Genomic DNA, 24,803 nt, shown 5'->3' on the forward strand with positions numbered 1-24,803 from the left:
GTATTTATCTAAATTTAGTAAGAATGAAAAAGTATATAGGTATTCTATTAGTTGGTTTTTCAAGTGTTCTATGGTCTCAAAAGCATCCCGTCGATTATGTAAATCCTTTTATAGGGACTAGCAATTATGGGGCTACCCACCCAGGGGCTATGGCTCCACGAGGGATGGTAAGCGTGTCACCATTTAATGTGGCGGGAAATCTCAATTTGTTAGAAAAGGATAGTCAGTGGCTTTCCAACCCTTACGTTCATGAAAATACTTTTTTAACAGGATTTACACATGTAAATCTAAGCGGTGTTGGTTGTCCTGATTTGGGTGTTATTATAACTATGCCAACAACAGGGCCCATAGAAACTAATCATTTGGTATATGGTAGTACCTATTCTGGTGAGCAAGCAAAGCCTGGTTATTATGCTGTGGATTTGAATAAGTATTCGATTAAAGCTGAAGCCACAGCTAGTACTAGAGCTGGAGTAAGTCGATATCATTTTCCGGCAGGAACTTCAAACATTTTACTTAACCTTGGTTTAGGACTAACCAATGAACTTGGCTCCATGCTGCGCTTTGTTTCTTCCACGGAAATTGAAGGTATGAGAACTGTAGGTTCGTTTTGTTATAATAGTCCTGAACAGGCTTATCCTGTTTATTTTGTCATGCGTTTTTCAGAACCTCCTCATGAATTTGGTGCTTGGAAAACCCCCTATACCAATAATGGTGTGGAGTCTCAGTGGATGGGGTATAATGGGAATACAAGACTTATGAAAGGATACACTAAGACTGTTGTGGGAGATAGTATAGGAGCGTATGTGTCATATCAGTTTAAAAAGCCAACTGTAGTTGAAGTTAAGGTTGGTGTTTCTTATGTCAGTATCGAAAATGCCAGGGAGAATCTTGATCGAGAAGTGGGATCTCTATCTTTCGATCAGGTGTATAATACAACTCGTAAAACATGGAATGATAAGTTAAGTGTTGTGGAGGTTTCGGGTGGTAAGGAGGAGGATTTTACCGTATTTTATTCTGCCTTATATCACACACAAATTCATCCAAATATTTTAAATGACATTAATGGAGAATATCCTGAGATTGCTACTGGGAAGATTGGAAAAACAACAGGTACAAGATATACCACATTTTCTCTTTGGGATACTTATCGCAATTACCATCAATTGATGACCTTGCTTTACCCAAGGGAACAATTGGATATGGTAAGGAGTATGCTTGCTATGTATGATGAAAATGGATGGTTGCCTAAATGGGAGCTTAACTCAACAGAGACTTTTACCATGGTAGGAGATCCGGCGGCAGTAGTCATCGCAGACACCTATCTGCGTGGACTTACGGATTTTGATGTGCAAAAGGCTTATGAGGCTATGGTTAAAAGTGCCACTCAATTAGAAAATAATCCTTTAAGACCTGGTTTAAGGGAGTATCTTGAGAAGGGATATTTAAGTGTGGATGGAGGAGTTGCTGGGCCAGTTTCTACAACGCAAGAGTACAATATGGCTGATTATGCCATTGCGCAATTAGCAAAAGTGTTAGGTAAAAAAGGAGATTTTAAACGCTTTTATACCCAATCACTTTCCTATAAAAACTTATTTGATCCAAAGTGGAAATTACTGAGACCAAAACATAGAGATGGAAGTTGGTTTAGTCCATTTGATCCTTATAAAGGTGCCAATTTTGAAAAAAATGTAGGCTATATTGAAGGAAATGCTTGGCAGTATGCCTTAATGATACCACATGATGTTAATGGCTTAATGCAATTGATGGGAGGAAGGTCAGGTTTTATTAAGAATCTTGATTATATTTTTGAAAATAATCAATTTGATATGGCTAATGAACCTGACATAGCTTATCCTTATTTATATAATTACGTCAAGGGAAAAGAGTGGAAAACACAAGATAGGGTAGATCAATTGCTAGCCAACTACTTTACGAATAAACCCGCTGGTTTACCGGGTAATGACGATACAGGTACTATGAGTGCATGGGCAATTTACAGTATGATGGGAATATATCCCATAATTCCTGCTGATCCGGTATACACAATTACAACACCTACCTTTTCAAAAATAAAAATTCACTTAGATACTACCTTTTATCCTTCGGGAGAATTGATTATTGAAGCTTCTAATTCTGCTAGAGATAGATTTATTCAATCGTTAGAAATCGATGGAAAACTACACAAAGGTTATTTTCTCTCCCATGAAGCCTTAGTCCGAAGTAAACTGTTGAAATTCACTCTTAAGGAGCAGCAGTAAAGGCATATAAACGAAAGGGCGAAATCGGTTTCGTAAATTCGTCCTTTAGCTTTCCAGATCCGTTGTTGGTCGAAAAACTTTTCAATTTCTTCACATTATTATAACATTTAGCATGGTCATTGCCAAATTGTGCAATGGCTCATTAACTAATTCAAATCAATTCATTAAAATTTTAAAACGTATGTGCAAAAAGCTACTTACCATTTTTGCGTTCGTATCGTTGCTGTTTTCGCAGTCGATATATGCGCAAGAAAAAACGGTAACCGGGACGGTTACTGATGCTGAAGATGGCATGCCACTTCCACAAGTCAATGTGTTGGTCAAAGGTACCACTACAGGGACATTTACTGATTTTGATGGTAAATTCAGTTTGAAAGTACCGGGAAATTCAGCAGTATTAGTGTTATCGGCATTGGGGTATGCAACGAAGGAAATTACTGTTGGTACATCGAGCCAATTAAATGTTACCTTATCACCATCTTCAGAACAGTTGGATGAAGTTGTAGTAACCGCTTTAGGTTTGCAAAAACAAGCCCGATCAGTTGGGTATGCAACTACTAAAGTTGACACTAAAGAGATTGAACGTATAAATGTAATAAACCCTGTGGCCGCATTGCAAGGAAAGGTTGCTGGTGTAAGTATTAACCTCGGTGGTGCCTCTGGGGTTACGTCAAGTTCATCAATCACCATAAGGGGGGCTAAATCACTAGATAAGAATAACTCTCCGATTTTTGTTATTGATGGTATGATTATTCAAGAACCTATGACTGGTGCCTTATCAGGTACTGACTGGGGTTCTCAATTGAAAAATTTGAATCCCTCAGATTATGAAAGTGTAACTGTGCTGAAAGGGGCTGCGGCAACTGCTCTTTATGGCTCTAGGGGTGCAAATGGAGCTATAGTTATAGTTTCAAAAGGTGGAAAATTTGGAAAACAAGGATTAGGAATTGAAGTTTCTCAAACACTTGAAACAGCTCAGATATATAAGGCTCCTATTAAAATGCAAAACATCTATGGAGCTGGAAGTCCGAATAATGGATATGAAGGTGATTTTTTACCTGATGGATCATTACAAAGAACTGCCTATAGCTGGGGACCAAAAATGGATGGAAGGGTTATAGATCAATATATGCCAAATGGTGAAGCAACTCCATTTGTACCTCATTCAGATAATTGGAAAGCATTGTATCAATCTCCCTTTAATATGAGCACGAGTGTGGCTGTAAGTGGAGGAAATGAAGATTCCTCCTATAGATTGTCATATTCAAATGTTGATAATAATGGGGTGTTTAAGCGAAACAGTTTTAAGCGAAATACTGTAAATTTTAGAGGGCTTGCTAAGTTAAATGATGTGTTCTCTATTGAGGCTGGAATTAATTATGCTTTTTCCAGAGCTCAAAATGGTGCTAATCAAGGAGGTTGGAATTGGGGAGGTAATGCCGGTTTTATGAGTACAATGTATATTCCAAGGAATATGGATTTGGAAACTTATGAAAGCATGTATAGAGACCCTGAAACTAAAGCAGTTGAAAATGTTACCCCTTGGGGAGACTTGAGAGGTTTTTTACATAGGAGAGATTTGAATTTAAATCAGCGTTCAGAAAACTCTCTATTAACAAATTTGACTTTAAGAGCTCAAATTAGCCCAAAACTTACGGCTAGTATTAAAGGGAATTATAATTATTATGGAATCTCCACCATGGAGAAATTATATGGTTCAGGTGCTAATTATGGGCCTACAGGTTCTGGAGGATTTTCACGAGGAGGTAGTACTTCCGGGAATTATAATTTTTTAGGAATGTTGCAAACAAATGATAATTTGTTTAAAATTGGGGGAGAAGAGATAAGTGTAGATGGTATTTTAGGTGTAGAATTGTATGGAAACACTGAATCCCATTCATGGTATAAGTCAACAAATGGAGGATTAGTAACTCCGGGAGTTTTTGCGTTTTCAAATTCAGTAAACACCATTATCCCTCGTTTTGATTATACACCAAAAAATAATCAATCTTTGGGAGTTTTTGCAATTGTTAATTTGAGTTGGAAAGATCAGTTATTTCTAGAATTGACTGGACGAAATGATTGGTTATCCTCATTAACCTATCCTACATATGCTGTTGATGGTAAAAATAATTATACAGTATTCTATCCTTCAGCAAATTTATCCTATGTGTTTACGGAATCATTAACAATGCCTGAATGGATTTCCTTTGGTAAGTTAAGAGCGTCCTTGGCTAGAGCCGGGATGGGAACTAGTCCTTATGCAACAATAAATGGATTTGGGTTTTTTAATCAAAGCGCACAGTTTGATCCGGATAGGAATAGTGTGTTAATAGCCAATCCTAATTTAGGAACTGCTTATAATCCAGATTTAAAGCCTGAGGTTCAACAATCCTTGGAATTGGGTACTGATATAAGAATGTTCGATGAACGTTTGAATTTGGATTTCACATACTATAAAACTAATACCTTCAATCAAATTATGACATTGCCAAGTGTTGCGGAATCTGGAGCTTCTCGACAATTGATTAATGCAGGTAATATTCAAAATCAAGGGGTGGAGATTATGTTAGAGGGAACTCCTGTAAAAACCAAAGATTTTAGATGGACCTTAGGGACAAATTTTACTTTGAATAGAGGAAAGATTAAAGAATTGCATAAAGATGTAAAAGAATGGCAATTATTAGGGCAATATGATGCAGGTCCAGAAATCTGGGCATATGAAGGAGGAAAGTTTGGGGTTCTAACAACCTCCTATGCTAATCCTTATGGCTCATCAATTTATAGATATAATAACGAAAATGATGCCAATGATCCAAGAAATGGTAAGCCTGTGATTTCTTATTGGGGAGGCGCTGGTAGCCCTAATAGAGCTTATATTTATGGTTACACTACGAACTATGATAAGGGAATAAATGATAGGGTAGTTGTAGGTAAAGTGGAGGCTGATTTTTATCTAAGTTTTAATACTTCTTTTTCTTATAAGAATTTTGACTTTTATGCTTTAGTTGATGGTAGAGTTGGAGGGAATTTTTTCTCACATACCTATAAATATGCTTCATATAGAGGGGTGCTTGAGTCTTCTCTTAATGGAAGAGATAAAGAACATGGAGGTCTTCCTCGTGTAAATTATAAAGGAGAGACTGTGTATGACGCAATTATGCTTGATGCTGTGTTTGATGAAGGTGCTACCGCTCCATCAGCGAGCGACCCAACTCAGAGTATTGATGTTGCTGGATTGACATATGAACAAGCACTTGAAAAAGGTATTGTACCTATGATGGCTAGTGCTTTTTATATGTATAATTATGGATGGGGAATGCCTGCAGAACTAGGTGTACAAGATAATACTTGGTTTATGTTGAGAGAAGTTACTCTTGGATATCGTTTTTCAGAGGAGTTATGTAAAAAGATTGGAGCTAATTATCTGCGTATAGGCTTGACTGCACGTAATTTAGGATATTTGGTTAATAAGTTAACTGACGGGTTGAATCCTGAGTCTTTATCTAACAATAATCCTTTGACTCCAATGGATATTGGGACGGTTCCATATTCAAGAACATATGCGCTTAATCTAACTTTAAGATTCTAAATTCATATTACAATGAAAAAATATAAAGTAATACTTATGGGAGTTCTGGCTCTTTCAACACTTTCAGGGTGTTTAAAAGAGTATCAAGAACTTAATACAAACCCTGAATTGCTTGGAGAAACAGATCCTAGATTTGTTTTTACAGGGGCTACAGAGAATTTTAATAACAGTAGTCGAAATCATCTTATGGCAAAGTATAGTGGGGTGATGCAAATGATGCAATATTTGGTAAATTATCAAGGTGCTCAGGAGGGAGTTTATGTAAATCCTCAATCTACTAATCGTCCTAATCCTTTTACACCTTATTATAGTGATTATTATGCTCAGATTGGACTAAGGTTGCGCTATCTCAGAGAAAAGGTGATCCCTAGTAATGCTGAGGCAGAAAGATTTCAAAATTTGTCAGCTATAGCAGGAATTTTGGAAACTTATGAGGCTTGGTTGGTTTTTGACGTCAACGGAGCTGCTCCTTACACCGAAGCATTTAAAGTCTCAGAAGGAATTGGCAAACCTCGTTATGACTTCTATCAGGAAGGATTAGATGGCAGTCCTCTTTATAAGGAATTTGATGCTAAGGTTAAAGAGTATATTGGAATTTTGCAGAGTAATTTGCCTAATCAATATGATTTAGGAAGTAGCGATTTCTTTTACAAAGGAAATGTAGATAATTGGATTCGATTTGCTAATACTTTAAGAATAAAGATGGCTCAAAGACTAGAATTGGCTGATGCTACATTTTATAATGATGTTCTTAGTGAGGTTTTAGCTAATCCTGGAGGATTGATATCAAACAATGAGCAATCATGTGTTTATAATCATCCTAATGAGTATAATAACAATACTGATGATATGCATATCTTGACATATCAATATGCAGCATCTAGAGCCTTTGTTAATTTTATGAAGGAATATGACGATCCTAGACTTCCTTTGTTGGTAAGAAGAAATGGATTTGGTTTTGGGAATAATAATGAAATTAATGACGGCATTACTGAATTATTGGAACAACACTATCCCGATTATCAAACTAGATTTCCAGAGTTTAGCGAAAGATATTTTGGGATGTCATCTAATCCAGACAGCACGAGCACTTTATGGTCTGGAACAACTTACTTTACACTACCATACACTGAAGGAGGGGTTGACAAGACTTTGACTGTAAGGCATAATAGCCAAATTGAAAGTAGATTTTATGTTAAAAATGGAGGAAAAGTTGGGACTCAAGTGACAGCTAGAGACAAAGAAGATGCGACTTATGATGTGAGCCAAAACTCGATTAGTATTTTCACTCCTCTCATTACATATTCAGAAACTTGTTTCATGATGGCCGAGATTGCATTTAAATCTGGTTCGGCTAAAGGAGGTAAAGATGCACTAACTTGGTATCAAGAAGGCATTAGGGCTTCAATGCAGCAGTATCAGACTTGGGCAGAGAAAATGGCTGTCCCTTCTGCGATGAATTCTAATAGTGATAATTATAATCCAATTACATCAGTAAAAATTGATAACTATCTATCACAGACTGAGTTTCAAACTGTGTCCCTTGAGAAGATTATTTCTCAACAATGGGTTAATTTATTCATGCGACCTGAGGAAGCATGGGCGACGTGGAAAAGAACTGGCCTTCCAGCTTTCAAGGATCAACCAATTCCAGAGGCAGGCGTTGCTTTCCTAGAGGCTATTACTACTGGAGGAAATAGTCTAGTTATACCAAGAAGAGGTGCATTGCCTGTGCCTAATGACGCAAATATTGATAATTTTAATTCTGCTTTAGAAAGGCTTACTCAAGATCCAAACTATGGAGATATGAACAATAAGACCGAAGGAAGAATTTGGTGGGATCGTTTTTTGAATTAGTTAGATTATACAATCAGGTCTCAACTTGATTAATTGAAATTAGAAACCCGTCTCGGTTCGCACTGAGACGGGTTTTTTTGTTCCTACCCCTTTAAAATCTTGTTGACTCAAGAAAACAGCATCAGGTCGAGTTATCCATCTTTACAGAGATATTTAATCAATATGAGTACGAAGGCTCCTTCAGAGTCCTTCAAGTCCAAAATTAAAGCTTTTAGAAGTCAATTCAGAGGGGTTAGAAACATAGAATTCTTCCTATATAGATTGACCAAAATATTTGCGTAAACACAACATTTAGTCTTGATCCTTGATCCGTTTTGATCCGGACAGGAAGAGTTAATAAAACAAAAAAACCTTGTAAGTTTTTAATTTACAAGGTTTTGTATTTTTTAATTGTGGTACCTCCAGGAATCGAACCAGGGACACATGGATTTTCAGTCCATTGCTCTACCAACTGAGCTAAGGTACCTTTTTGCTGTATTGCGGGTGCAAATATAAAGGCTTATTTTATTATTTACAAAACAATTTTCTAAAAAAATATGTTTTGTAAATTTGCTTCTTTCGTTACATATATGAATTTAGTTATTGATCAGGGAAATACATTTGTAAAACTTGCTGTTTTTGAGAATAGTAGGTTAGTAGATTTGGATTCGGTTTCCTATTGTGAGGCAGAAGAGATGCTGAAAAAAATTTTTAAAAAAAATGAAATTAAGCAGGTTATCTGGTCATCAGTAGGTGAAGCAATGCCTTTTTTTGATACTTTTTTGGATAATAAAGTAGTGTTAAGGCTAACTTCTGAAACATTGGTTCCATTCTTTAACAACTATGGGTCTCCACGTTCTCTAGGTGTCGATCGGATTGCACTGGCTGCCGCTGCCGCTGTGAATTATCCTAAGAAGAATGTTTTGGTAATTGATGCGGGTACTTGCATTACTTTTGAATTTAAGAATGCCAATGATGAATATTTGGGCGGAGCAATTGCACCTGGAATACAGATGAGATTTAAGGCTTTGCACGATTATACGGCAAAATTGCCATTAGTTTCTTTAGCTTCTGTGGAGGATTTTATCGGAAATAATACAGAGACTAGTATTCTTTCTGGAGTAGTTAATAATGTAGTTCAAGAAATTGACGGTGTTATCAATCAGTATCTTGCTCGTTTTGAAGATTTAACAGTTATTTTAACAGGTGGAGACACTCTTTTTTTGGCTGAAAGAGTAAAAAATACCATATTTGCGAATCCAAATTTCCTTTTGGAGGGTCTAAACGCTATTTTAGAACATAATACACACGGATGATTAAAAAAATATTTATAGCTGTTACCGTACTATTTTGCGGAAGCATATACGCACAGGAAGGAACAGCCTCTCCTTATTCATACTACGGAATTGGTGAGTTGAAATTTAAAGGAGTTGCCGAAAATAGGGCAATGGGTGGAATAAGCGTTTATAATGACAGTATTCATGTCAACCTTAATAATCCTTCTGCATTTGGTTTTTTAAGGTATGCTACCTACACTGTAGGCGCTTCTTATAATTCCTATAATTTCAAGACAAATAATAACAAGGAGAATGCTTCAGCTGGTAGCTTGGATTATTTAGCTTTAGGATTCCCAATTAGCAAGAAAATGGGTCTTGGATTTGGATTGATGCCTTTTACGTCTGTTGGGTATAAGCTGCAATCGGAAGGTCTTATTGGTGAGAACAAGATGTTTGATCGTTTTTCTGGATCTGGAGGTATGAACAAGGCTTTTTTGTCATGGGGATACCAAGTTTTTAAAGGATTTAGTATTGGCGCCACTGCTAACTATGATTTTGGCAAAATGGAAAATGAAAAGTTGAAAATCATAGAAAATGTAGAAAATGCGACTCTTGAAACTAACCGTTCAGAATTAAGTGGGTTTGATTTTAATTTGGCGGCCTCATACAAAGGGAAAATCACGGATAAACTTCAAATGCAGGCCTATGTAAGTTATATCCCTGAGGCCAAAATTAGTTCTGATAATTTCCGTACCATCGCAGTAGGTAGGTTTTCTCAGACAGGATTTATTCCGGTAGATCTAGATGAGATTGATTTAGAGGCTCTGGGTATGAAATCTACAGATCTGACACTTCCTTCTGAAGCCTCTTTTGGTTTTGGAGTAGGGAGTGATAAAAAGTGGTTTTTAGGGGCTGATTATAAAACTTCCAAGACTAGTAATTTTGCAAATCCGTTTTTGACCGTCTCTGGACTTACCTATGAGGATAGTAAGACATTCTCAGTTGGAGGGTTTTATTTGCCAAAATATAATTCATTTAGTAGCTATTTTAGTAGAGTGGTATACCGAGCTGGAATGCGATTTGAAAATACAGGAATGGTCATAAATGGTGAAACTATAAATGATTTTGGCATATCATTTGGTATAGGATTACCAATAGGAGGATTTTCTAATGCAAATATAGGGTTTGACCTTGGTAAAAGAGGAACAACAAATTCAGGACTTGTTCAGGAGAATTACTTCAATGTAAGAGTAGGTTTGTCGCTTAACGACAGGTGGTTTGTGAAGTCCAAATATCAATAAAAATAAAACTTTAAAGAAATGAAGAAGAACATTACATTATTACTTGCGGTATTTTTAGGTTCGGTGAGCCTGGCAAGTGTACATGCTCAAGATGCTGATTGCTCAACTAATCTTTCTATTTTTAACGAGCATGCTAAGGTGAAAAACTATGATGCTGCTTATGAGCCTTGGTTGGTGGTATATAATAATTGTCCTGAATTGCATTTTGCTACTTTTTATTACGGTGAAAGGATATTATCTCATAAGATTGAAAATGCTACAGGAGATGAAAGGACTAAGTTTATAGGTGATTTGGAAAAATTATATGATGGGTATATACAATATCACCCTTCTAGAATTACCAAAGCAGATGTGTATATTAAGAAGGCCTTATTGTTATATGATACTAAGACGGGTACCGAGGATGAAATATATGGTTTTTTAGATAAGGCTTTTGTTGAAGACAGAGGTAACTTTAAAAATGAGAAGGCAATGTATATTTATTTCTTAACCTTGGTAGATTTAAACAAGGCTGGGAAGAAAGACTTGCAGTTAGTGTTTGATACCTATGATAATGTGAACGAAAAAATAGAAGATGAAAAAGCTGTTCTTTCGGATCAAATTAACTCATTGCTTCCAGCTGAGGAGGCGGGTACTTTAGATTCTAAATCTAAAAGAACGTTGGATAATGCTCGTGCACGTGTAGACAACTATCTTTCAATTAGTGAGAGTATCGATGCTACTTTAGGTAACTTGGCAGATTGTGATAACTTGATTCCTTTGTACGAGAAAAACTTTGCTGAAAAATCAAGTGATGCAGAGTGGTTAAAGCGTGCTGCAGGTAAAATGTCGGATAAAGATTGTACTTCTGATCCTTTATTTGTGAAGTTAGTTGAGTCTTTACACTCTCTTGAACCATCGGCATCTTCAGCCTACTATTTAGGAGTATTGAATGAAAAAAATGGAAAATCTGCGGAGGCAATTAAATTCTTTAATCAGTCTGTGGACTTAGAGACCGATAACTTTAAAAAGTCTAGAGTTTTGGTAAAAATAGCTACTAAAATGGGTAAAGCTTCTGCTGTAAACTATGCAAATAAGGCATTGCAGTTTAATGCATCTAACTCTGATGCCTATAGAATTATTGCTCATGCGTATGCTTCTAGTGCTAACGAATGTGGAACTACTTCCTTTGAAAAGAGAGCGATTTACTGGTTAGCTGCACAAACAGCAAGAAAGGGTGGTTTGGAATCTTTAGCAGCACGTTATGATGCTTTAGCTCCTTCTAGATCAGACATATTTGCGGAAGGAATGTCTGGTAAAACTATTACTTTTAAATGTTGGGTAGGAAAGAGTGTAAAAGTTCCATCACTATAATGTATTGATGAAACCACAATTAAAAAATAAATTATTAAACATTGTCACAGTTCTTGCTGTGACAATGTTTTTTTCATGCCAAAGCAATCTTAGTGAAATTGAAAAGATGCGCTTTACGGAAAAGTTTCCTAATGGTATTGCTGAGAACTTTGTTCTTACCTACACTGATTCTGCCAAAGTTAAAGCGATATTAAGGAGTGTTCTTAATGAAGATTTTTCTAATCAGAGTTTCCCTTATTCAGAATTCCCTAAAGGTCTACAGGTAGACTTTTTTGACGATTTGAATAATAAAAGTACCGTTACAGCTCAATATGGTATTTTATATTCAAATACCAATTTAGTAGAATTAAGAGATAGTGTTGTTCTAAAAACGCATGATGGTAAAGTTTTGGAGACCTCACAGCTTTTTTGGGATCAAAAGAATGAATGGGTTTTTACCGAGAAAAAGTTTACCTTTACCAATCCGAAAGAAGGAACCATTATGAATGGTGAGGGTATGGATTTTAACAAAGATTTTTCCATAGCCAAAGCACATAAGACCTTTGGTGTATTTGCTATAGAAGATAGAGAGGTTTCTGCTTCTGGAGAAGAACAATAGAAATTTCTTTGTTCCTATTAGTTGTTGTATTCAATTTTAATGAATTATATCCATGAAGTTTTTGAAATTTTTTGAGTATGTCTATCTAGGAGTAGCAATTTTATCTCTAATAGAGGTTTTTAATGAGTGGAACAGTCCTGATAAAACCAGGTTGTATATTTTTATTCTCTTTGCCGCTGTTTCTCTTTTTATGTTTTTCTTCAGACGTCGCTATCGTCAGCGATTTGAGAACAGAAGAAAAGATCAATAGTTTTTAGTATGTTTTCGTTACTTGTTGTAGTTGGCATTTGTTTGTTCTTATCTGCATTTTTTTCAGGTATGGAGATCGCGTATGTATCTTCCAATAAGATTCATATTGAGATTGCTAAAAAACAGGGAGGCTTTTTAGCTGGCATACTTACCAAGATTACAGAGAAGCCTTCTAAGTTTATAGCTGCGATGTTAGTTGGTAATAGCATCACATTGGTGGTGTATGGATTTGTGATGAGTGATTGGATTATGAATACACTACCAGTTACATATCATAATTTGTGGTGGCAAATCGGTATAGCAGGACTAGTCATTCTTATTACGGCTGAATTTTTGCCTAAGATACTTTTTCAATTACATGCAAATTCTTTATTAAAGTTTTTTGCAATACCAGCTTACTTTTTTTATAGACTTTTTTCTCCAATTTCTTCATTTGTTATTTGGGTTTCTGATTCTTTAATGAGAATTCTTTTTAAAACTAATAATAATGAGATGCAACTAACTATTAGCAGGGATGAATTAGGGGATTATATAACGGAGCAGATGGAGCAGGTGGATGAAGATCAGGAGGTTGATTCGGAAATTCAACTTTTCCAGAATGCTTTGGAATTTGCTGAAGTAAAAGCTAGAGAAGTAATGATCCCGAGAACGGAGATTACAGCTGTGGAATTTCGTGAAAAACCACAAGATCTGGTTCGGCTTTTTACGGAAACTGGCTATTCAAAAATTCTAGTTTACAAGGATACTGTGGATGATATTATTGGGTATGTCCATTCTTTTGAAATGTTTAAAAAACCCAAAACAATTAAAAGTATAATGCTTTCTGTGGAATATGTCCCTGAAACCATGTTGATTAATGATGTGCTAAGTATTCTTATGAAAAAACGTAAGAGTATGGCGGTAGTGCTTGATGAATACGGAGGGACTTCTGGAATTATTACTGTGGAAGATATAGTTGAAGAGCTATTTGGAGAAATCGAAGATGAGCATGATACTGTAGAGCTTCAGGAAGAGCAGTTAAGTGATGCTGAGTTTCTTTTTTCCGCTCGTTTAGAAGTGGATTACCTTAATGAGTCTTATAAGCTTAATTTACCTGAAAGTGAAAATTATGAAACACTTGGGGGGCTAATAGTGAATCATTATGAAGACATTCCTGAGCAGGGTGAGCGTGTGGTAGTAGGAGAGTATCATTTTATTATTGAGGAGGTAGCAAGTACTAAAATTCTAACAGTACGTCTTAAAATAGTACCGGAGGAATAAAAGCAAGCTCCTCATTTGGCATCCGTTAACGAGATGTTTTTTTCTTTTTTTATGGGTAATTATACTTTTATTATTACAAAGAAAATGCTATTTTCGCCCACTATTAATTTATAATAACCCTATATAAGATGGCTATTCTTGAAAAAATTAGAAACAGGTCACTATTTCTTATCCTTATTATTGGTTTGGCATTGTTTGCTTTCGTTATTTCCGATTTAATTGGAAAAGGTGATTTCAGCGCGCTAAAATCAAGTTCTACCATAGGTGAAGTAAATGGAGAAACCCTCTCGGTGGAGGATTTTAGATTGAAAGCAGAGAGCACTATGCAAAACTTAGGTCCTAATGCCAGTACAACACAAGCTGTAAATATGGTATGGGAGCAAGAAGTCCGCAACACAATCTTAGCTCAAGAGTTTGAAAAAATTGGATTGAGTATTGAAAAAGATCAAATCATTAATCTGGTAAAAAATAATCCAGCAATTGCTCAAAGTCCAATGTTTCAAAATGAAGCTGGTATTTTTGACGATGCAAAGTTTATTGAATACATAGCAGATTTAAAAGTATCTAGTCCTGATGCCTATGCCCAATGGACTATGCAGGAAGATGCCATTATAGAAAATGCGAAACAACAAACCTATTTTAATTTAATTAAAGCTGGATTAGGGACTACTGCTAAAGAAGGTGAATGGGTGTATCGTCAGGAAGCCGATAAGGTGGATGTTTCTTTTGTTCAATTGCCTTATTCTTCCATTGCAGACAGTACCTTAACTATTTCTGATAGTGAGATAAAAGCGTACATGAGTAAGCGTAAGGATGATTTCAAACAGGAGTCCATGCGTAATATTCAATATGTTTTTGTAGAAGAAAAAGCTTCAGAAGGGGACATTAATACTGTAAAGGAGAATATAACAAAATTGTTAAGTTCTTCTGTAGAGTTTAATCAGGACACCAATAGCAATGATACTATTCCTGGTTTCTCTACAGTTACTAATGTGGAGGATTTTGTTAATAAGCATTCGGATATTGCTTATGATTCTACCTTCGTTACAAAGAAACAATTGCCATCATTACAGGCAGAGGATCTTTTCGCGTTAGAAGTTGGAGCGGTTTATGGTCCTTATGAGGATAATGGATATTTTAAGATTTCCAAAATGACCGCTAAGAGACCCAATGGGAGTGCTCGTGCGAGTCATATTTTGGTAGCATATCAAGGTGCTCAAAATGCTAATCCATCTTTGGTTCGCACTAAAGAAGCGGCCAAGGCTAAAATAGATTCATTGTTGATAGAAGTTAAAAAGCCTGAGGTGGATTTTGCTACAGTAGCTCGTGAAAATTCTGAAGATGGTGCTGCTTCTCAAGGTGGAGATTTAGGTTTCTTCCAAAAGGGAGATATGGTAAAACCTTTTGCTGACTATGTGTTCGGTAATGGAGTAGGTAGTATTGGTGTTGTTGAAACTGATTTCGGATATCATATTGTTAAAATTACAGAAAAAGAAGATGTAGTTCAATTGGCTACCATAGCTCAAGAGATTGAAGCTTCCGAGAATACTATTAATGATTTATTTGCCCAGGCAACTAAATTTGAAATGGCGGCGACCGAGGATTATAAAAACTTTGGTGATATTGCTAAAGGAATGGAGATGAATGTTCTTCGTGCTGATAATTTATTGGCTATTGATGAGTATATAGTAGGTTTAGGTAGTCAAAGAAGCATCGTTCAATGGGCTTTTGCTAAGGATACCAAGCATGGAAATGTAAAGCGTTTTAGTGTAAATAATGGATATGTTATAGCGCAGCTCACTAAGAAAACGGAGGAAGGATTAGCAGCAGTTAAAGATGCACGTCCTTTTGTAGAACCAATTTTGATTAAAGAGAAAAAGGCTGAATTGTTGAAAAAGAAAATGGAAGGGAAGTCCATGCAGGATATCGCGTCTGCTAACAAAGTAGAGGTGAAAACGGCAACAGGCCTTACTATGAAGAATCCATTACTTGGGGATGCTGGTAGAGAGCCTAGAGTTGTTGGTACTGCATTTGCACTTGAAAAAAATGCTACATCTGGCGCTATTGAAGGTAGTAATGGGGTTTATATGATTCAAGTTACTAATTTGAATATTGCTCCTAAACTTGATAGCTATAAAACATATATGGCTAATGCGACTACCTTAAAGGTAAATCGTGCTGGTCAGACAGTATACTTGGCTTTACGTAAAGCTGCAGAGGTTGAAGACAATCGCGCAATGTTCTACTAGGAAGTATACGTTGAATAGAAATTAAAAGAGCCATGCAATTGCATGGCTCTTTTGATATAAGTCGTTCTATTAAAATTAACTAAGAATCATGTCTGAATAGCGGATAATGGTAGGATATCCTTTTGATTTGAAATAGTTAATTACATCCTCGTTACTTGCGGCTAAAATAAAATCACCTCCCCAAGCTCCAAGGCTTTTTATTTCTCCTGGAAAATCTGGAAATAGATGTGATTGTACTGTAGGTATATCGAGTGAATTTGAAATAAGTCTTTCGTGTTCTTTAATGAGTGAGCAAAAGTTTTCAAGGGACTGAGTTAAAGTGATCTCTTTGGTAAGGTTTGTCAGCTCCTCAATAAGATGATTTTTGTGCTTTGCCAATTTGCGGTATCGCTGAATTCCTTCTTTGCTATTTTGTTTTTGATTCAAGTGAACAAAAAATAAACTATCCTTAAAAAGTGGGTTGTATTCGATGGGGGTGATTTCAGGTTGACTGTCCTTAAGTTGGTACCATATAGGCTTGTTTTGCTGAGCACATGCAATATCATAGCCACTGCCCCCAAAACTTTCAAAAAGTAGCTTAAAGGCGTCTATTTGGGCCCATTGGGCTATGTTATTAATTAATGTTGATGAGGATCCTAATCCCCAATCTCTAGGAAATTCAAGCTTAGTCTCCACATGAAAATTTTTTTCAATTAGGAAATTTGGGTTCAGTTGTTTTGCAGTACAAAGGATTTTCTCTAAGGTTTGCGTAATTGGATCTGTAGCTTTTCCAGAAAATAATATTTGTTGGTACCAGCAATTATTTCGTTCATCTAGACTCTTCCATTGTAGGGAGCCTTCTGTGCTTGGCCGAATTGAAAGCGATTGGCCGTATTGGGTCGGAAGCGCCAATGCTAAGGCACCGTCAAGTACTGCATATTCACCTGTAAGCAGTAGTTTTCCGTGACTGTAAAACGTTATTATCACTAGTTTGAAGTTAATTGTTGATAGGCAGCAACAACTTCGCTGTGAATCACAGTTTTGTCTTTAAATTGGTGTGCAATTAATTTTTTTTGCTCTTCAGTCGCGCCTAATTGATTTAAAATATTAAAAAGATGCATTTTCATATGACCTTTTTGGATTCCTGAAGTAATAAGTGATCTCAAAGCAGCAAAGTTTTGAGCAAGACCGGCAACTGCAACTAATTGCATTAGCTCTTTTGCTGAAGGTTTGTCCAAAATTTCTAGTGCAATTTTCACCAAAGGATGTAATGAAGTAAGTCCACCAACGGTACCCAATGCTAGTGGTATTTCAATCCAAAATCGAAATATTCCATTTTCAATAGAGGCTTGAGTTAAACTTCGATATTGGCCATCTCGAGCTGCATAAGCGTGAATTCCAGCCTCAACTGCTCTAAAGTCATTGCCAGTAGCTAAGACCACCGCATCAATTCCATTCATTATTCCTTTGTTATGAGTAACAGCTCTATGAGGTTCTGCATTGGCTATGGCTACGGCACGAACAAATTTTTCTGCAAATTCATGTGGCGTTAGTCTATCTTCATTAAGTGCTTCAACAGGGCAACTGACTTCCGCGTGGACTATGCAATTAGGGACATAGTTCGATAAGATGCTCATGACAATTTGAATATCTTTTTCACTTGATGTGAATTCAGAATAATCTTGGGCTGCGGCTTTAAAAGTTTTTGCGAATTGTTCTAGGCAAGAATTAATAAAATTGGCACCCATGGCGTCCAAGGTATTAAAGGTTGCATGTAACTGGTAGTAATTGGTTAAAGCTTCCGTTTTATCTCTGAGTTCAATGTCAATAATTCCTCCTCCTCTTTTCTCCATATTTTTGGTAATATCTTTTACCGCATGAATTAATTGAGGCTTTATATAGGTGAAGAAAGTTTGTAAACGGCTTTTATCACCTGAATACATAAAATGTACTTGTCCAATTTTTTCTGTATCAATTACTTTTGCAATAAATCCTCCTCGTTTTTGCCAAAATTTTGCTGCTTTACTAGCTGCTGCCACTACAGAACTTTCCTCAATTGTCATTGGAATGGTATAATACTCTCCATTCACTAAAAAGTTGGGAGCTACAGCAAATGGTAGATAAAAGTTAGAGATGGTATTTTCAATAAACTCGTCATGAAGCTTTTGGAGTTGTGTGTCCTCATTCCAGTATTGCTTTAGTACGTATACTGCATTTTCGTCATCGTAAAAATAGGCCTTAGCTAGCCAGTCTATTTTTTGTTCTTTAGTAAGCTTGGAAAATCCTTCAACAGGTCGTTTCATGGTATAATTATGAAAATAAAGCTACAAATATACTAAATATTGATAGCAGCTTTGACGGCAGATAACGTAGATTACTATACTAAATAAGGTAGGTTTAACTAAAAAAGTTTAGTTATTTATTAAATATTTAGTAAACTTGACGGTTTTTTAATTTATCTGTAACCTTCATGAGAAAACTACTCGTATCGCTACTGATTTTAAGTTCTTTTTCAGTTTTTGTAAATGCTCAAAATCAACAGATTACTATTGAGGATGTGTTTGGAAGTACCTTTCGCACTCGCGGGATGGATGCTTTACATTCGTTGAACAATGGTACTCAATATACCGTATTACAGCACAACCGCAAAAATAATAGCGTTTCTGTAGAAATGTATAATTATGCTACTTCTACCCAAGTGGCAACTGTGGTAAGTTCTTCAAATCTTCCAGGAAATTTTTATTTCACATCCTATGAATTCAGTAATGATGAATCCAAATTGTTATTGGGAGGGGCTAGTGAGCCGATTTATCGTCATTCACAGTTAGGTACCTATTATGTGTACGATATTAAAACTAAGGTTGCCACACTTGTTTTTGATAAAAAAATACAAGAGCCAACACTTTCACCAGACGCTTCTAAAGTTGCCTTTGTACATAACAATAATATGTATGTAAAAGACTTGTCTAATGGAGCTGTCAAGCAGATTACTACAGATGGTGTTAAAAATCAAATTATTAATGGTATCACTGATTGGGTTTATGAAGAAGAATTTGGCTTTGTTCGTGCATTTGAGTGGAATACCAATGGTTCTAAGTTAGCTTTTATACGATTTGATGAGAGGGAAGTTCCTGAATTTTCCATGGACATTTATGGGAATGGACTGTATCCTACGCAACAAGTGTTTAAGTATCCTAAAGCTGGGGAAGCTAATTCTAATGTGTCTCTTCATGTTTACGATATATCTTCAAAGGAAACGGTGACAGTAGCCTTAGATAATCCGTATTATATTCCTCGTATAAAGTGGACTAATGAGTCCAATATTTTGAGTGTACGCACTTTAAATCGTCATCAGAATGAGTTAGATTTGATTTTTTACAATGCTGCAAACAATACATCTGAATTGATTTTAAAAGAAACTGATAAGGCATATGTAGATGTAACGGATGATCTTACATTTTTAGCGGATAATAGTTTTATCTGGACGAGTGAGAAGTCAGGACATAATCACATTTATCATTATAGTAAAACTGGAAAGTTAATCAATCAGGTAACTAGCGGTAATTGGGAAGTGACCTCCTACTATGGTTATGACGTTAAATCAAAGCAAATTTTCTATCAGTCTGTAGAAAATGGTTCTATAATTCGTGATGTATATACCATAGGATTAAATGGTAAAAACAAAAAACGTCTTTCTGCTGAAATTGGTACAAACTCCGCAAAGTTTAGTGCGAACTTCAGTTTGTTTATCAATACATACTCAAGTATAACTACACCACCTCGATATACATTACATCGATCAAAGGATGGAAAGATGTTGAAAGAAATTGTGAATAATACACCTGTATTAGAAAAGCTAATGGAGTTTGGCGTAACACCAAAGGAATTTTCTACCATCTCGGTTAATGGATATGATCTCAACATGTGGACTATTAAGCCAAACGATTTTAACCCTGACAAAAAATATCCGGTTCTAATGTTTCAATACAGCGGTCCTGGCTCGCAACAAGTAGCAAACCGTTGGTATTCAGGAAATGATTACTGGCATTTTATGTTGGCTCAACAAGGTTATATCGTTGTGTGTGTCGATGGAAGAGGAACAGGTTTTAAAGGGGCAAAATTCAAGAAAATTACTCAAAAAGAATTGGGTAAGTTTGAAGTAGAGGATCAAATAGCAGCTGCGAAAAAATTGGGAGAACTTCCTTATGTGGATGCCAATCGAATTGGAATATGGGGCTGGAGTTATGGTGGGTTTATGTCTTCAAATGCTATACTTAAAGGTAATGAGGTGTTTAAGGCTGCCATTGCCGTGGCGCCTGTCACCAGTTGGAGATTCTATGATACCGTTTATACGGAACGTTATATGACTACACCTCAAGAAAACCCTAGTGGTTATGATCAGAATTCCCCAATTTATCATGTGGATAAATTAAAGGGTAACTATTTACTTATTCATGGTTCAGCCGATGACAATGTTCATGTTCAAAATACCATGGTAATGATTGAGGCTTTAGTGCAAGCAAATAAACAATTTGAATGGGCAATTTATCCTGACAAAAACCATGGAATATACGGTGGAAATACGCGAATACAATTGTATACAAAAATGACCGAATTCCTAAAGGAAAACTTATAATTTAAACCAACTTCGATGAATCAAACACAAGCACCTTCCAAAGAACTATTTGGGCATCCGGCAGGCTTATTCTATCTCTTTTTTGCTGAATTATGGGAACGATTCAGTTTTTATGGAATGAGAGCATTGTTGACTCTTTACATGGTCAACGAAATTTTTGAAGCCTTAGTAAATAGAGATACTGCAGCAGCGGCTGTTTACGCTTCTTATGGGTCATTGGTCTATGCTTCCACTGTTATTGGTGGTAGAATTTCCGATACCATATTAGGGATGCGCCAATCCATCTTCTTAGGAGGTATTTTGATGGCAATTGGGCATTTTGTGCTTGCCATAGAAAATAATGTAGCCTTTTTCCTTGCACTTGCCTTTATAGTTGTTGGGAATGGATTTTTTAAACCTAATATTTCCACTTTTGTAGGTTCATTATATAAAGATGGAGATTTGCGAAAGGACTCTGGATTTACCATTTTCTATATGGGAATCAATATAGGCGGTTTTGCCGCTCCACTCCTTTGTGGATGGCTGGGTAGAACTTATGGGTGGCATTATGGTTTTGGACTTGCAGGAATTGGAATGTTAATAGGTTTGTTGTTTTTTTGGAGTGGAATTCGAAAAAATGTGTTTGGTGATAAGGGATTACCACCAAGTGTAGAAGTTAATGAGAGAAAAGTGATGGGGGTTAAGCAAAAGCAACTCATTCCTATAATCGCATTCTTATCAGCTCCACTTATTGCTTTTCTTCTTTCTTCATATCAAGCCGTTGGAGGAGGAACAACATTTCTTGGTGATCAAAACATTGTAAATGTTATTTTTAAACTAGTAGGTTTTGTGATTGTGGGATACCTCGGATATATTTTGTATCAGGCCAGTCCAGAAGAACGTAAAAAGTTATTTGTGGCTATCTTTATCACCTTATTTATGACCATATTTTGGGGATTCCATGAGTTGTCAGGTAGTGTTATTACCCTTTTTGCAGCCAGAAATGTTAATTTATCTTTCATTGATGCTGCGCAGACAAATTCATTGAATTCAATGTACATAATTATCTTATCTATACCTATTTCCTTACTTTGGGCTTATCTTTCAAAAAAGAAATTAAATCCGCGGACGCCGTATAAATTTGGTTTAGGATTGGCATTGGCAGGATTGAGCTTTTATGTGCTTTCTCTTAGTGGGAATAGTGCGGATGAAAATGGGATGGTTCCTTTTTCGTATTTATTGGTAATGTACTTTTTGATTTCTGTAGGAGAACTGTTTATGTCCCCAGTTGGATTATCTAAAATCACTGATTTATCGCCAAAACGTATTGTTTCATTTATGATGGGTATTTGGTTTTTATCGTCAGCCTATGCTTTTCAGCTTGTGGGCTTTATAGGTAAAGAATTGGCTGTAGAAAGTGACAATACAGAAATTAGCGGATTTGATTCTTTAAATACGTATATAGGTGGATTTGATCTAATTGCTAAATACGCCATTGGAGCTGCCGTAATTATCTTGTTAATTTCGCCTCTATTGAAGCGTATGATGGGTAAAGTACATTAATGTTGATTGAACGTAAATAATATAATTTGATATGAACCAAACCTCAAACTCAACTAGTCAGTTTTTTGAAAATCCAGTGTTAGGACATCCTGCTGGGCTTTTCGTTTTATTTTTTACCGAAATGTGGGAGCGTTTCTCTTACTATGGTATGCGTGCCTTACTAATATTGTTTTTTACAGCCTCAATAATGGATGAGGGCTGGGGATGGCCTGCAGAATGGGCTTTTGCCATCTTTGGAACGTATACTTCTTTGGTGTATCTCTCAACTATGTTGGGGGGGTATTTTGCCGACAATGTAATTGGAATTCGAAAAGCAGTGGTGCTTGGAGCTCTTTTAATGACTATTGGTCATGCCTGCATGGCGCTAGAAACCACCTTCTTTATTTATTTAGGACTTACCTTTCTGGTTTTTGGTAGTGGTTTTTTTAAACCTAACATGACTTCTATTATTTCTGAAATGTATAAGGATAGACCAGAGAAAAAGGATGGTGCCTACACTATATTCTATATGGGAGTTAATGCCGGTGCTTTCTTAGGTATTTTATTGTGTGGATATCTTGGCGAAAAAGTAGGTTGGAGCTGGGGCTTCGGAGTTGCTGGTATTTTCATGCTTTTTGGTTTGTTACAATTTTGGTTAGCGCAAAACATTTTTGGAGATGTAGGAGTAAAGCCAAAAGGAAAAGAGGTAGTCGTTGTTGAAAATACTTCCACTGAGGATTCAGAGGAGAAAAGAAATCCTTTTACTAAATTTCATAAAATATTAATTTTTGCGGCTGCAGCTTTAGGGTTGGCTTGGATACTTAATGATCCTGTTTCAAAAATTTCAGGAGGAGAAATGAATCTCTTTAGTTTTGAATTTATGGGTATGAGTGGGCCAACGGTGGTAATATTGTTTGCGTTACTTTTATTTATTTTGTTGTTGGCTATACGTATTCCTAAATATGTAAAAACTACTCGAGATAAAATGCTAGCCATTATATTTTTTGCTTTTGTAACCATGTTCTTCTGGGCCATATTTGAACAATCTCCAAGCTCATTAACCGTTTTTGCAAGGGATTACACTCAACGTACACTTGAAGGTAATGCAGGGTTGGCTTTCAAAATTATTAACTCATTAATGACTATTATTCCTTTGGCTGTTATTACTTGGGTTTTAGGCATGTTGTTTAAACGTACATTTGGGAAATATGCTTGGTCTAATATCTTCTTATCACTTAGTTTTGTTATTGTATGGGGGATTGCTATATGGATGTTGATTAATGAGTTTAGAATGGAACAGACCGAAGTGCCTGCATCATGGTTCTCTGTGCTTAATTCCTTATTTATTATTACACTTGCTCCTTTGTTTTCGAAATGGTGGGAAAGTAAGTATAATCCAAATGCAAATATGAAATGGGCTATTGGAATGGGGCTTTTAGGTTTAGGAATGGCTTGTGTGGCCTTTGGTGCATCTGGAATTGAACCTGGGGCTAAGACAGCATCTGTAAGCATGATATGGTTGATACTGGTATATCTTTTCCATACTATGGGAGAGTTGTGTATATCCCCGGTAGGACTTTCCTATGTGAGTAAGCTAGTACCGGCTCGAATGATTGCGACAATGTTTGGTATTTGGTACCTGGCTATTGCTATCGGAATGAAGTTAGCAGGTATGTTTGCTGAATCCTCGGCAAGTATTGCTGAAGAAAAAGGGATTAGTCATTTCTTCTGGATCCTAACCGGTGTTTCACTTGCATTAGCTATATTGTCAGTTTTAGTATATCCGGTTATTAAGAAACTTATGCATGGTGTAAGGTAATGTTAATAAATAAAACCGCCACTGGTTTTTTCGTACTTTAGACGAATTATTAGCCCTAATTGTTTTAATTATGAAACACGCATTTTTTGTTCTAATTTTATTCATTGCCGGATCTGTATCGGCCCAGGAAATTAATTGGATGACTTTTGAAGAGGCATTGGCTGCCCAACAAAAGAAACCTAAGAAAATTTTTATGGATGTATATACTGTTTGGTGTGGACCTTGTAAATTACTGGATAAAAATACCTTTTCCAATAAGGATTTGGCAGCTTATGTTAATAAGCACTTTTATCCTGTAAAATTTAATGGTGAGGGTAATGAGGAACTAAATTACCAAGGTAAAAAGTTTGGAAACCCACGTTTTGATCCCAAAAGAAAGGGTAGAAATGGCGTGCATGATTTAACTGTTTATTTACAGGTGAATGCATACCCTACTATGGTTTTCTTTGATGAAAAGGGACAGACTCTTATGCCTGTTCGTGGATATCTAACACCCGATAAATTAGAAGTTTTTCTTAAGTTTTTCAAAAATGATGATCATAAGAAAATAAGAACTCAGCAAGATTTTGATGCATATCAGAAGAATTTTAAATATGAGTTTAAAATCTAAAATTATTTTTTAATCCATTATACAGCTCCCCTTTATGTGAATGCATTAAGGGGAGCTTTTGTTTTGAAGTGCACGTTGGTTTTCAGATTTGTTTTTATCCTTAACGACAAGATATAAAGGAGTGTATGACGGTAGTTTATGTGTCATAATTGGGTACCCACATGCAAACTATAGTACTCACGGTAAAATGATTTTGTAGCTGTAATGATTATGCTCAAGGAATTTATTCCAAGGGCATCACTAGAGATTAATCAAGTATATA

Annotated in this window: 17 protein-coding genes and 1 tRNA gene; 15 read left to right on the forward strand and 3 right to left on the reverse strand. The window is 36.1% G+C overall.

All coding sequences use genetic code 11. The features are described from left to right. Positions 1 to 23: 23 nt before the first annotated feature. The 4 genes from PT603_RS13225 to PT603_RS13780 all read left to right on the forward strand — a co-directional run bounded on the left by PT603_RS13225 (position 24) and on the right by PT603_RS13780 (position 7,992). On the forward strand, positions 24 to 2,261 hold the full coding sequence (locus PT603_RS13225; protein ID WP_008237730.1) for a GH92 family glycosyl hydrolase: 2,238 nt from the start codon (positions 24 to 26) through the stop codon (positions 2,259 to 2,261). 181 nt (positions 2,262 to 2,442) lie between these two features. Further along, positions 2,443 to 5,853 carry a SusC/RagA family TonB-linked outer membrane protein gene (locus tag PT603_RS13230; RefSeq protein WP_155805527.1) on the forward strand — a complete coding sequence of 1,137 codons (3,411 nt, stop codon included), beginning with the start codon at positions 2,443 to 2,445 and terminating at the stop codon, positions 5,851 to 5,853. Positions 5,854 to 5,865: 12 nt separating this feature from the next. Next, on the forward strand, positions 5,866 to 7,710 hold the full coding sequence (locus PT603_RS13235) for a SusD/RagB family nutrient-binding outer membrane lipoprotein (protein ID WP_081483479.1): 1,845 nt from the start codon (positions 5,866 to 5,868) through the stop codon (positions 7,708 to 7,710). 102 nt (positions 7,711 to 7,812) lie between these two features. After that, entirely contained in the window at positions 7,813 to 7,992 is a 180-nt protein-coding gene (locus PT603_RS13780) for a transposase (protein WP_262489165.1), read from the forward strand. 111 nt (positions 7,993 to 8,103) lie between these two features. Here PT603_RS13780 and PT603_RS13240 read toward each other — a convergent pair. Next, positions 8,104 to 8,176, reverse strand: a tRNA-Phe gene (locus tag PT603_RS13240). A 103-nt stretch (positions 8,177 to 8,279) separates the two neighbouring features. Here PT603_RS13240 and PT603_RS13245 point away from each other — a divergent pair. The 7 genes from PT603_RS13245 to PT603_RS13275 all read left to right on the forward strand — a co-directional run bounded on the left by PT603_RS13245 (position 8,280) and on the right by PT603_RS13275 (position 15,976). Further along, on the forward strand, positions 8,280 to 9,005 hold the full coding sequence (locus PT603_RS13245; RefSeq protein ID WP_040488575.1) for a type III pantothenate kinase: 726 nt from the start codon (positions 8,280 to 8,282) through the stop codon (positions 9,003 to 9,005). Further along, complete coding sequence (bamG, locus tag PT603_RS13250) at positions 9,002 to 10,267, forward strand: BamG family beta-barrel-assembly machinery protein (RefSeq protein ID WP_008237734.1); 1,266 nt, start codon at positions 9,002 to 9,004, stop codon at positions 10,265 to 10,267. The genes PT603_RS13245 and bamG overlap by 4 nt, the downstream gene beginning before the upstream one ends. An 18-nt stretch (positions 10,268 to 10,285) precedes the next feature. Beyond that, positions 10,286 to 11,620: a tetratricopeptide repeat protein gene (locus tag PT603_RS13255; protein ID WP_008237735.1), complete on the forward strand. Its 1,335-nt coding sequence runs from the start codon at positions 10,286 to 10,288 to the stop codon at positions 11,618 to 11,620. A gap of 7 nt (positions 11,621 to 11,627) precedes the next feature. Continuing rightward, positions 11,628 to 12,218 (forward strand): LPS export ABC transporter periplasmic protein LptC, encoded by a 591-nt coding sequence (gene lptC / locus PT603_RS13260; protein WP_008237736.1) that lies wholly within the window; start codon positions 11,628 to 11,630, stop codon positions 12,216 to 12,218. 52 nt (positions 12,219 to 12,270) lie between these two features. Then, positions 12,271 to 12,468: a hypothetical protein gene (locus PT603_RS13265; protein ID WP_040488576.1), complete on the forward strand. Its 198-nt coding sequence runs from the start codon at positions 12,271 to 12,273 to the stop codon at positions 12,466 to 12,468. Between the two features lie 8 nt (positions 12,469 to 12,476). Continuing rightward, complete coding sequence (locus PT603_RS13270) at positions 12,477 to 13,727, forward strand: hemolysin family protein (protein WP_008237737.1); 1,251 nt, start codon at positions 12,477 to 12,479, stop codon at positions 13,725 to 13,727. Positions 13,728 to 13,855: 128 nt separating this feature from the next. Continuing rightward, a complete protein-coding gene (locus tag PT603_RS13275) occupies positions 13,856 to 15,976 on the forward strand; it encodes a peptidylprolyl isomerase (protein WP_008237740.1) in 2,121 nt (706 codons plus the stop codon). Between the two features lie 75 nt (positions 15,977 to 16,051). Here PT603_RS13275 and PT603_RS13280 read toward each other — a convergent pair whose 3' ends face one another. Then, positions 16,052 to 16,942, reverse strand: coding sequence for a GYDIA family GHMP kinase (locus PT603_RS13280; protein ID WP_008237741.1), 891 nt, complete (start codon positions 16,940 to 16,942; stop codon positions 16,052 to 16,054). Next, on the reverse strand, positions 16,942 to 18,258 hold the full coding sequence (locus PT603_RS13285) for a hydroxymethylglutaryl-CoA reductase, degradative (RefSeq protein ID WP_008237742.1): 1,317 nt from the start codon (positions 18,256 to 18,258) through the stop codon (positions 16,942 to 16,944). The genes PT603_RS13280 and PT603_RS13285 overlap by 1 nt, the downstream gene beginning before the upstream one ends. 167 nt (positions 18,259 to 18,425) lie before the next feature. Here PT603_RS13285 and PT603_RS13290 point away from each other — a divergent pair, with 167 nt between their 5' ends. The 4 genes from PT603_RS13290 to PT603_RS13305 all read left to right on the forward strand — a co-directional run bounded on the left by PT603_RS13290 (position 18,426) and on the right by PT603_RS13305 (position 24,541). Then, on the forward strand, positions 18,426 to 20,591 hold the full coding sequence (locus tag PT603_RS13290) for a S9 family peptidase (protein WP_008237743.1): 2,166 nt from the start codon (positions 18,426 to 18,428) through the stop codon (positions 20,589 to 20,591). A 15-nt stretch (positions 20,592 to 20,606) separates the two neighbouring features. Beyond that, complete coding sequence (locus tag PT603_RS13295) at positions 20,607 to 22,133, forward strand: peptide MFS transporter (RefSeq protein WP_008237744.1); 1,527 nt, start codon at positions 20,607 to 20,609, stop codon at positions 22,131 to 22,133. A gap of 31 nt (positions 22,134 to 22,164) precedes the next feature. Further along, positions 22,165 to 23,931, forward strand: a complete 1,767-nt coding sequence (locus PT603_RS13300; protein ID WP_008237746.1) for a peptide MFS transporter — start codon at positions 22,165 to 22,167, stop codon at positions 23,929 to 23,931. A gap of 70 nt (positions 23,932 to 24,001) precedes the next feature. Continuing rightward, entirely contained in the window at positions 24,002 to 24,541 is a 540-nt protein-coding gene (locus tag PT603_RS13305) for a thioredoxin family protein (protein ID WP_008237748.1), read from the forward strand. The last annotated feature ends 262 nt before the right edge of the window (positions 24,542 to 24,803 follow it).

It is taken from the genome of Imtechella halotolerans, from assembly GCF_028743515.2.
Lineage (GTDB): Bacteria > Bacteroidota > Bacteroidia > Flavobacteriales > Flavobacteriaceae > Imtechella > Imtechella halotolerans.

Bases quoted from the DNA above. Each gene is read 5' to 3' on its own strand.
- PT603_RS13265 (WP_040488576.1), top strand. From the start codon at position 12,271: ATGAAGTTTTTGAAATTTTTTGAGTATGTCTATCTAGGAGTAGCAATT.
- PT603_RS13275 (WP_008237740.1), top strand. From the start codon at position 13,856: ATGGCTATTCTTGAAAAAATTAGAAACAGGTCACTATTTCTTATCCTT.
- lptC (WP_008237736.1), top strand. From the start codon at position 11,628: ATGAAACCACAATTAAAAAATAAATTATTAAACATTGTCACAGTTCTT.
- PT603_RS13295 (WP_008237744.1), top strand. From the start codon at position 20,607: ATGAATCAAACACAAGCACCTTCCAAAGAACTATTTGGGCATCCGGCA.
- PT603_RS13305 (WP_008237748.1), top strand. From the start codon at position 24,002: ATGAAACACGCATTTTTTGTTCTAATTTTATTCATTGCCGGATCTGTA.
- PT603_RS13235 (WP_081483479.1), top strand. From the start codon at position 5,866: ATGAAAAAATATAAAGTAATACTTATGGGAGTTCTGGCTCTTTCAACA.
- PT603_RS13290 (WP_008237743.1), top strand. From the start codon at position 18,426: ATGAGAAAACTACTCGTATCGCTACTGATTTTAAGTTCTTTTTCAGTT.
- PT603_RS13245 (WP_040488575.1), top strand. From the start codon at position 8,280: ATGAATTTAGTTATTGATCAGGGAAATACATTTGTAAAACTTGCTGTT.
- PT603_RS13230 (WP_155805527.1), top strand. From the start codon at position 2,443: ATGTGCAAAAAGCTACTTACCATTTTTGCGTTCGTATCGTTGCTGTTT.
- PT603_RS13285 (WP_008237742.1), bottom strand. From the start codon at position 18,258: ATGAAACGACCTGTTGAAGGATTTTCCAAGCTTACTAAAGAACAAAAA.
- PT603_RS13255 (WP_008237735.1), top strand. From the start codon at position 10,286: ATGAAGAAGAACATTACATTATTACTTGCGGTATTTTTAGGTTCGGTG.
- PT603_RS13270 (WP_008237737.1), top strand. From the start codon at position 12,477: ATGTTTTCGTTACTTGTTGTAGTTGGCATTTGTTTGTTCTTATCTGCA.
- PT603_RS13300 (WP_008237746.1), top strand. From the start codon at position 22,165: ATGAACCAAACCTCAAACTCAACTAGTCAGTTTTTTGAAAATCCAGTG.
- PT603_RS13225 (WP_008237730.1), top strand. From the start codon at position 24: ATGAAAAAGTATATAGGTATTCTATTAGTTGGTTTTTCAAGTGTTCTA.
- bamG (WP_008237734.1), top strand. From the start codon at position 9,002: ATGATTAAAAAAATATTTATAGCTGTTACCGTACTATTTTGCGGAAGC.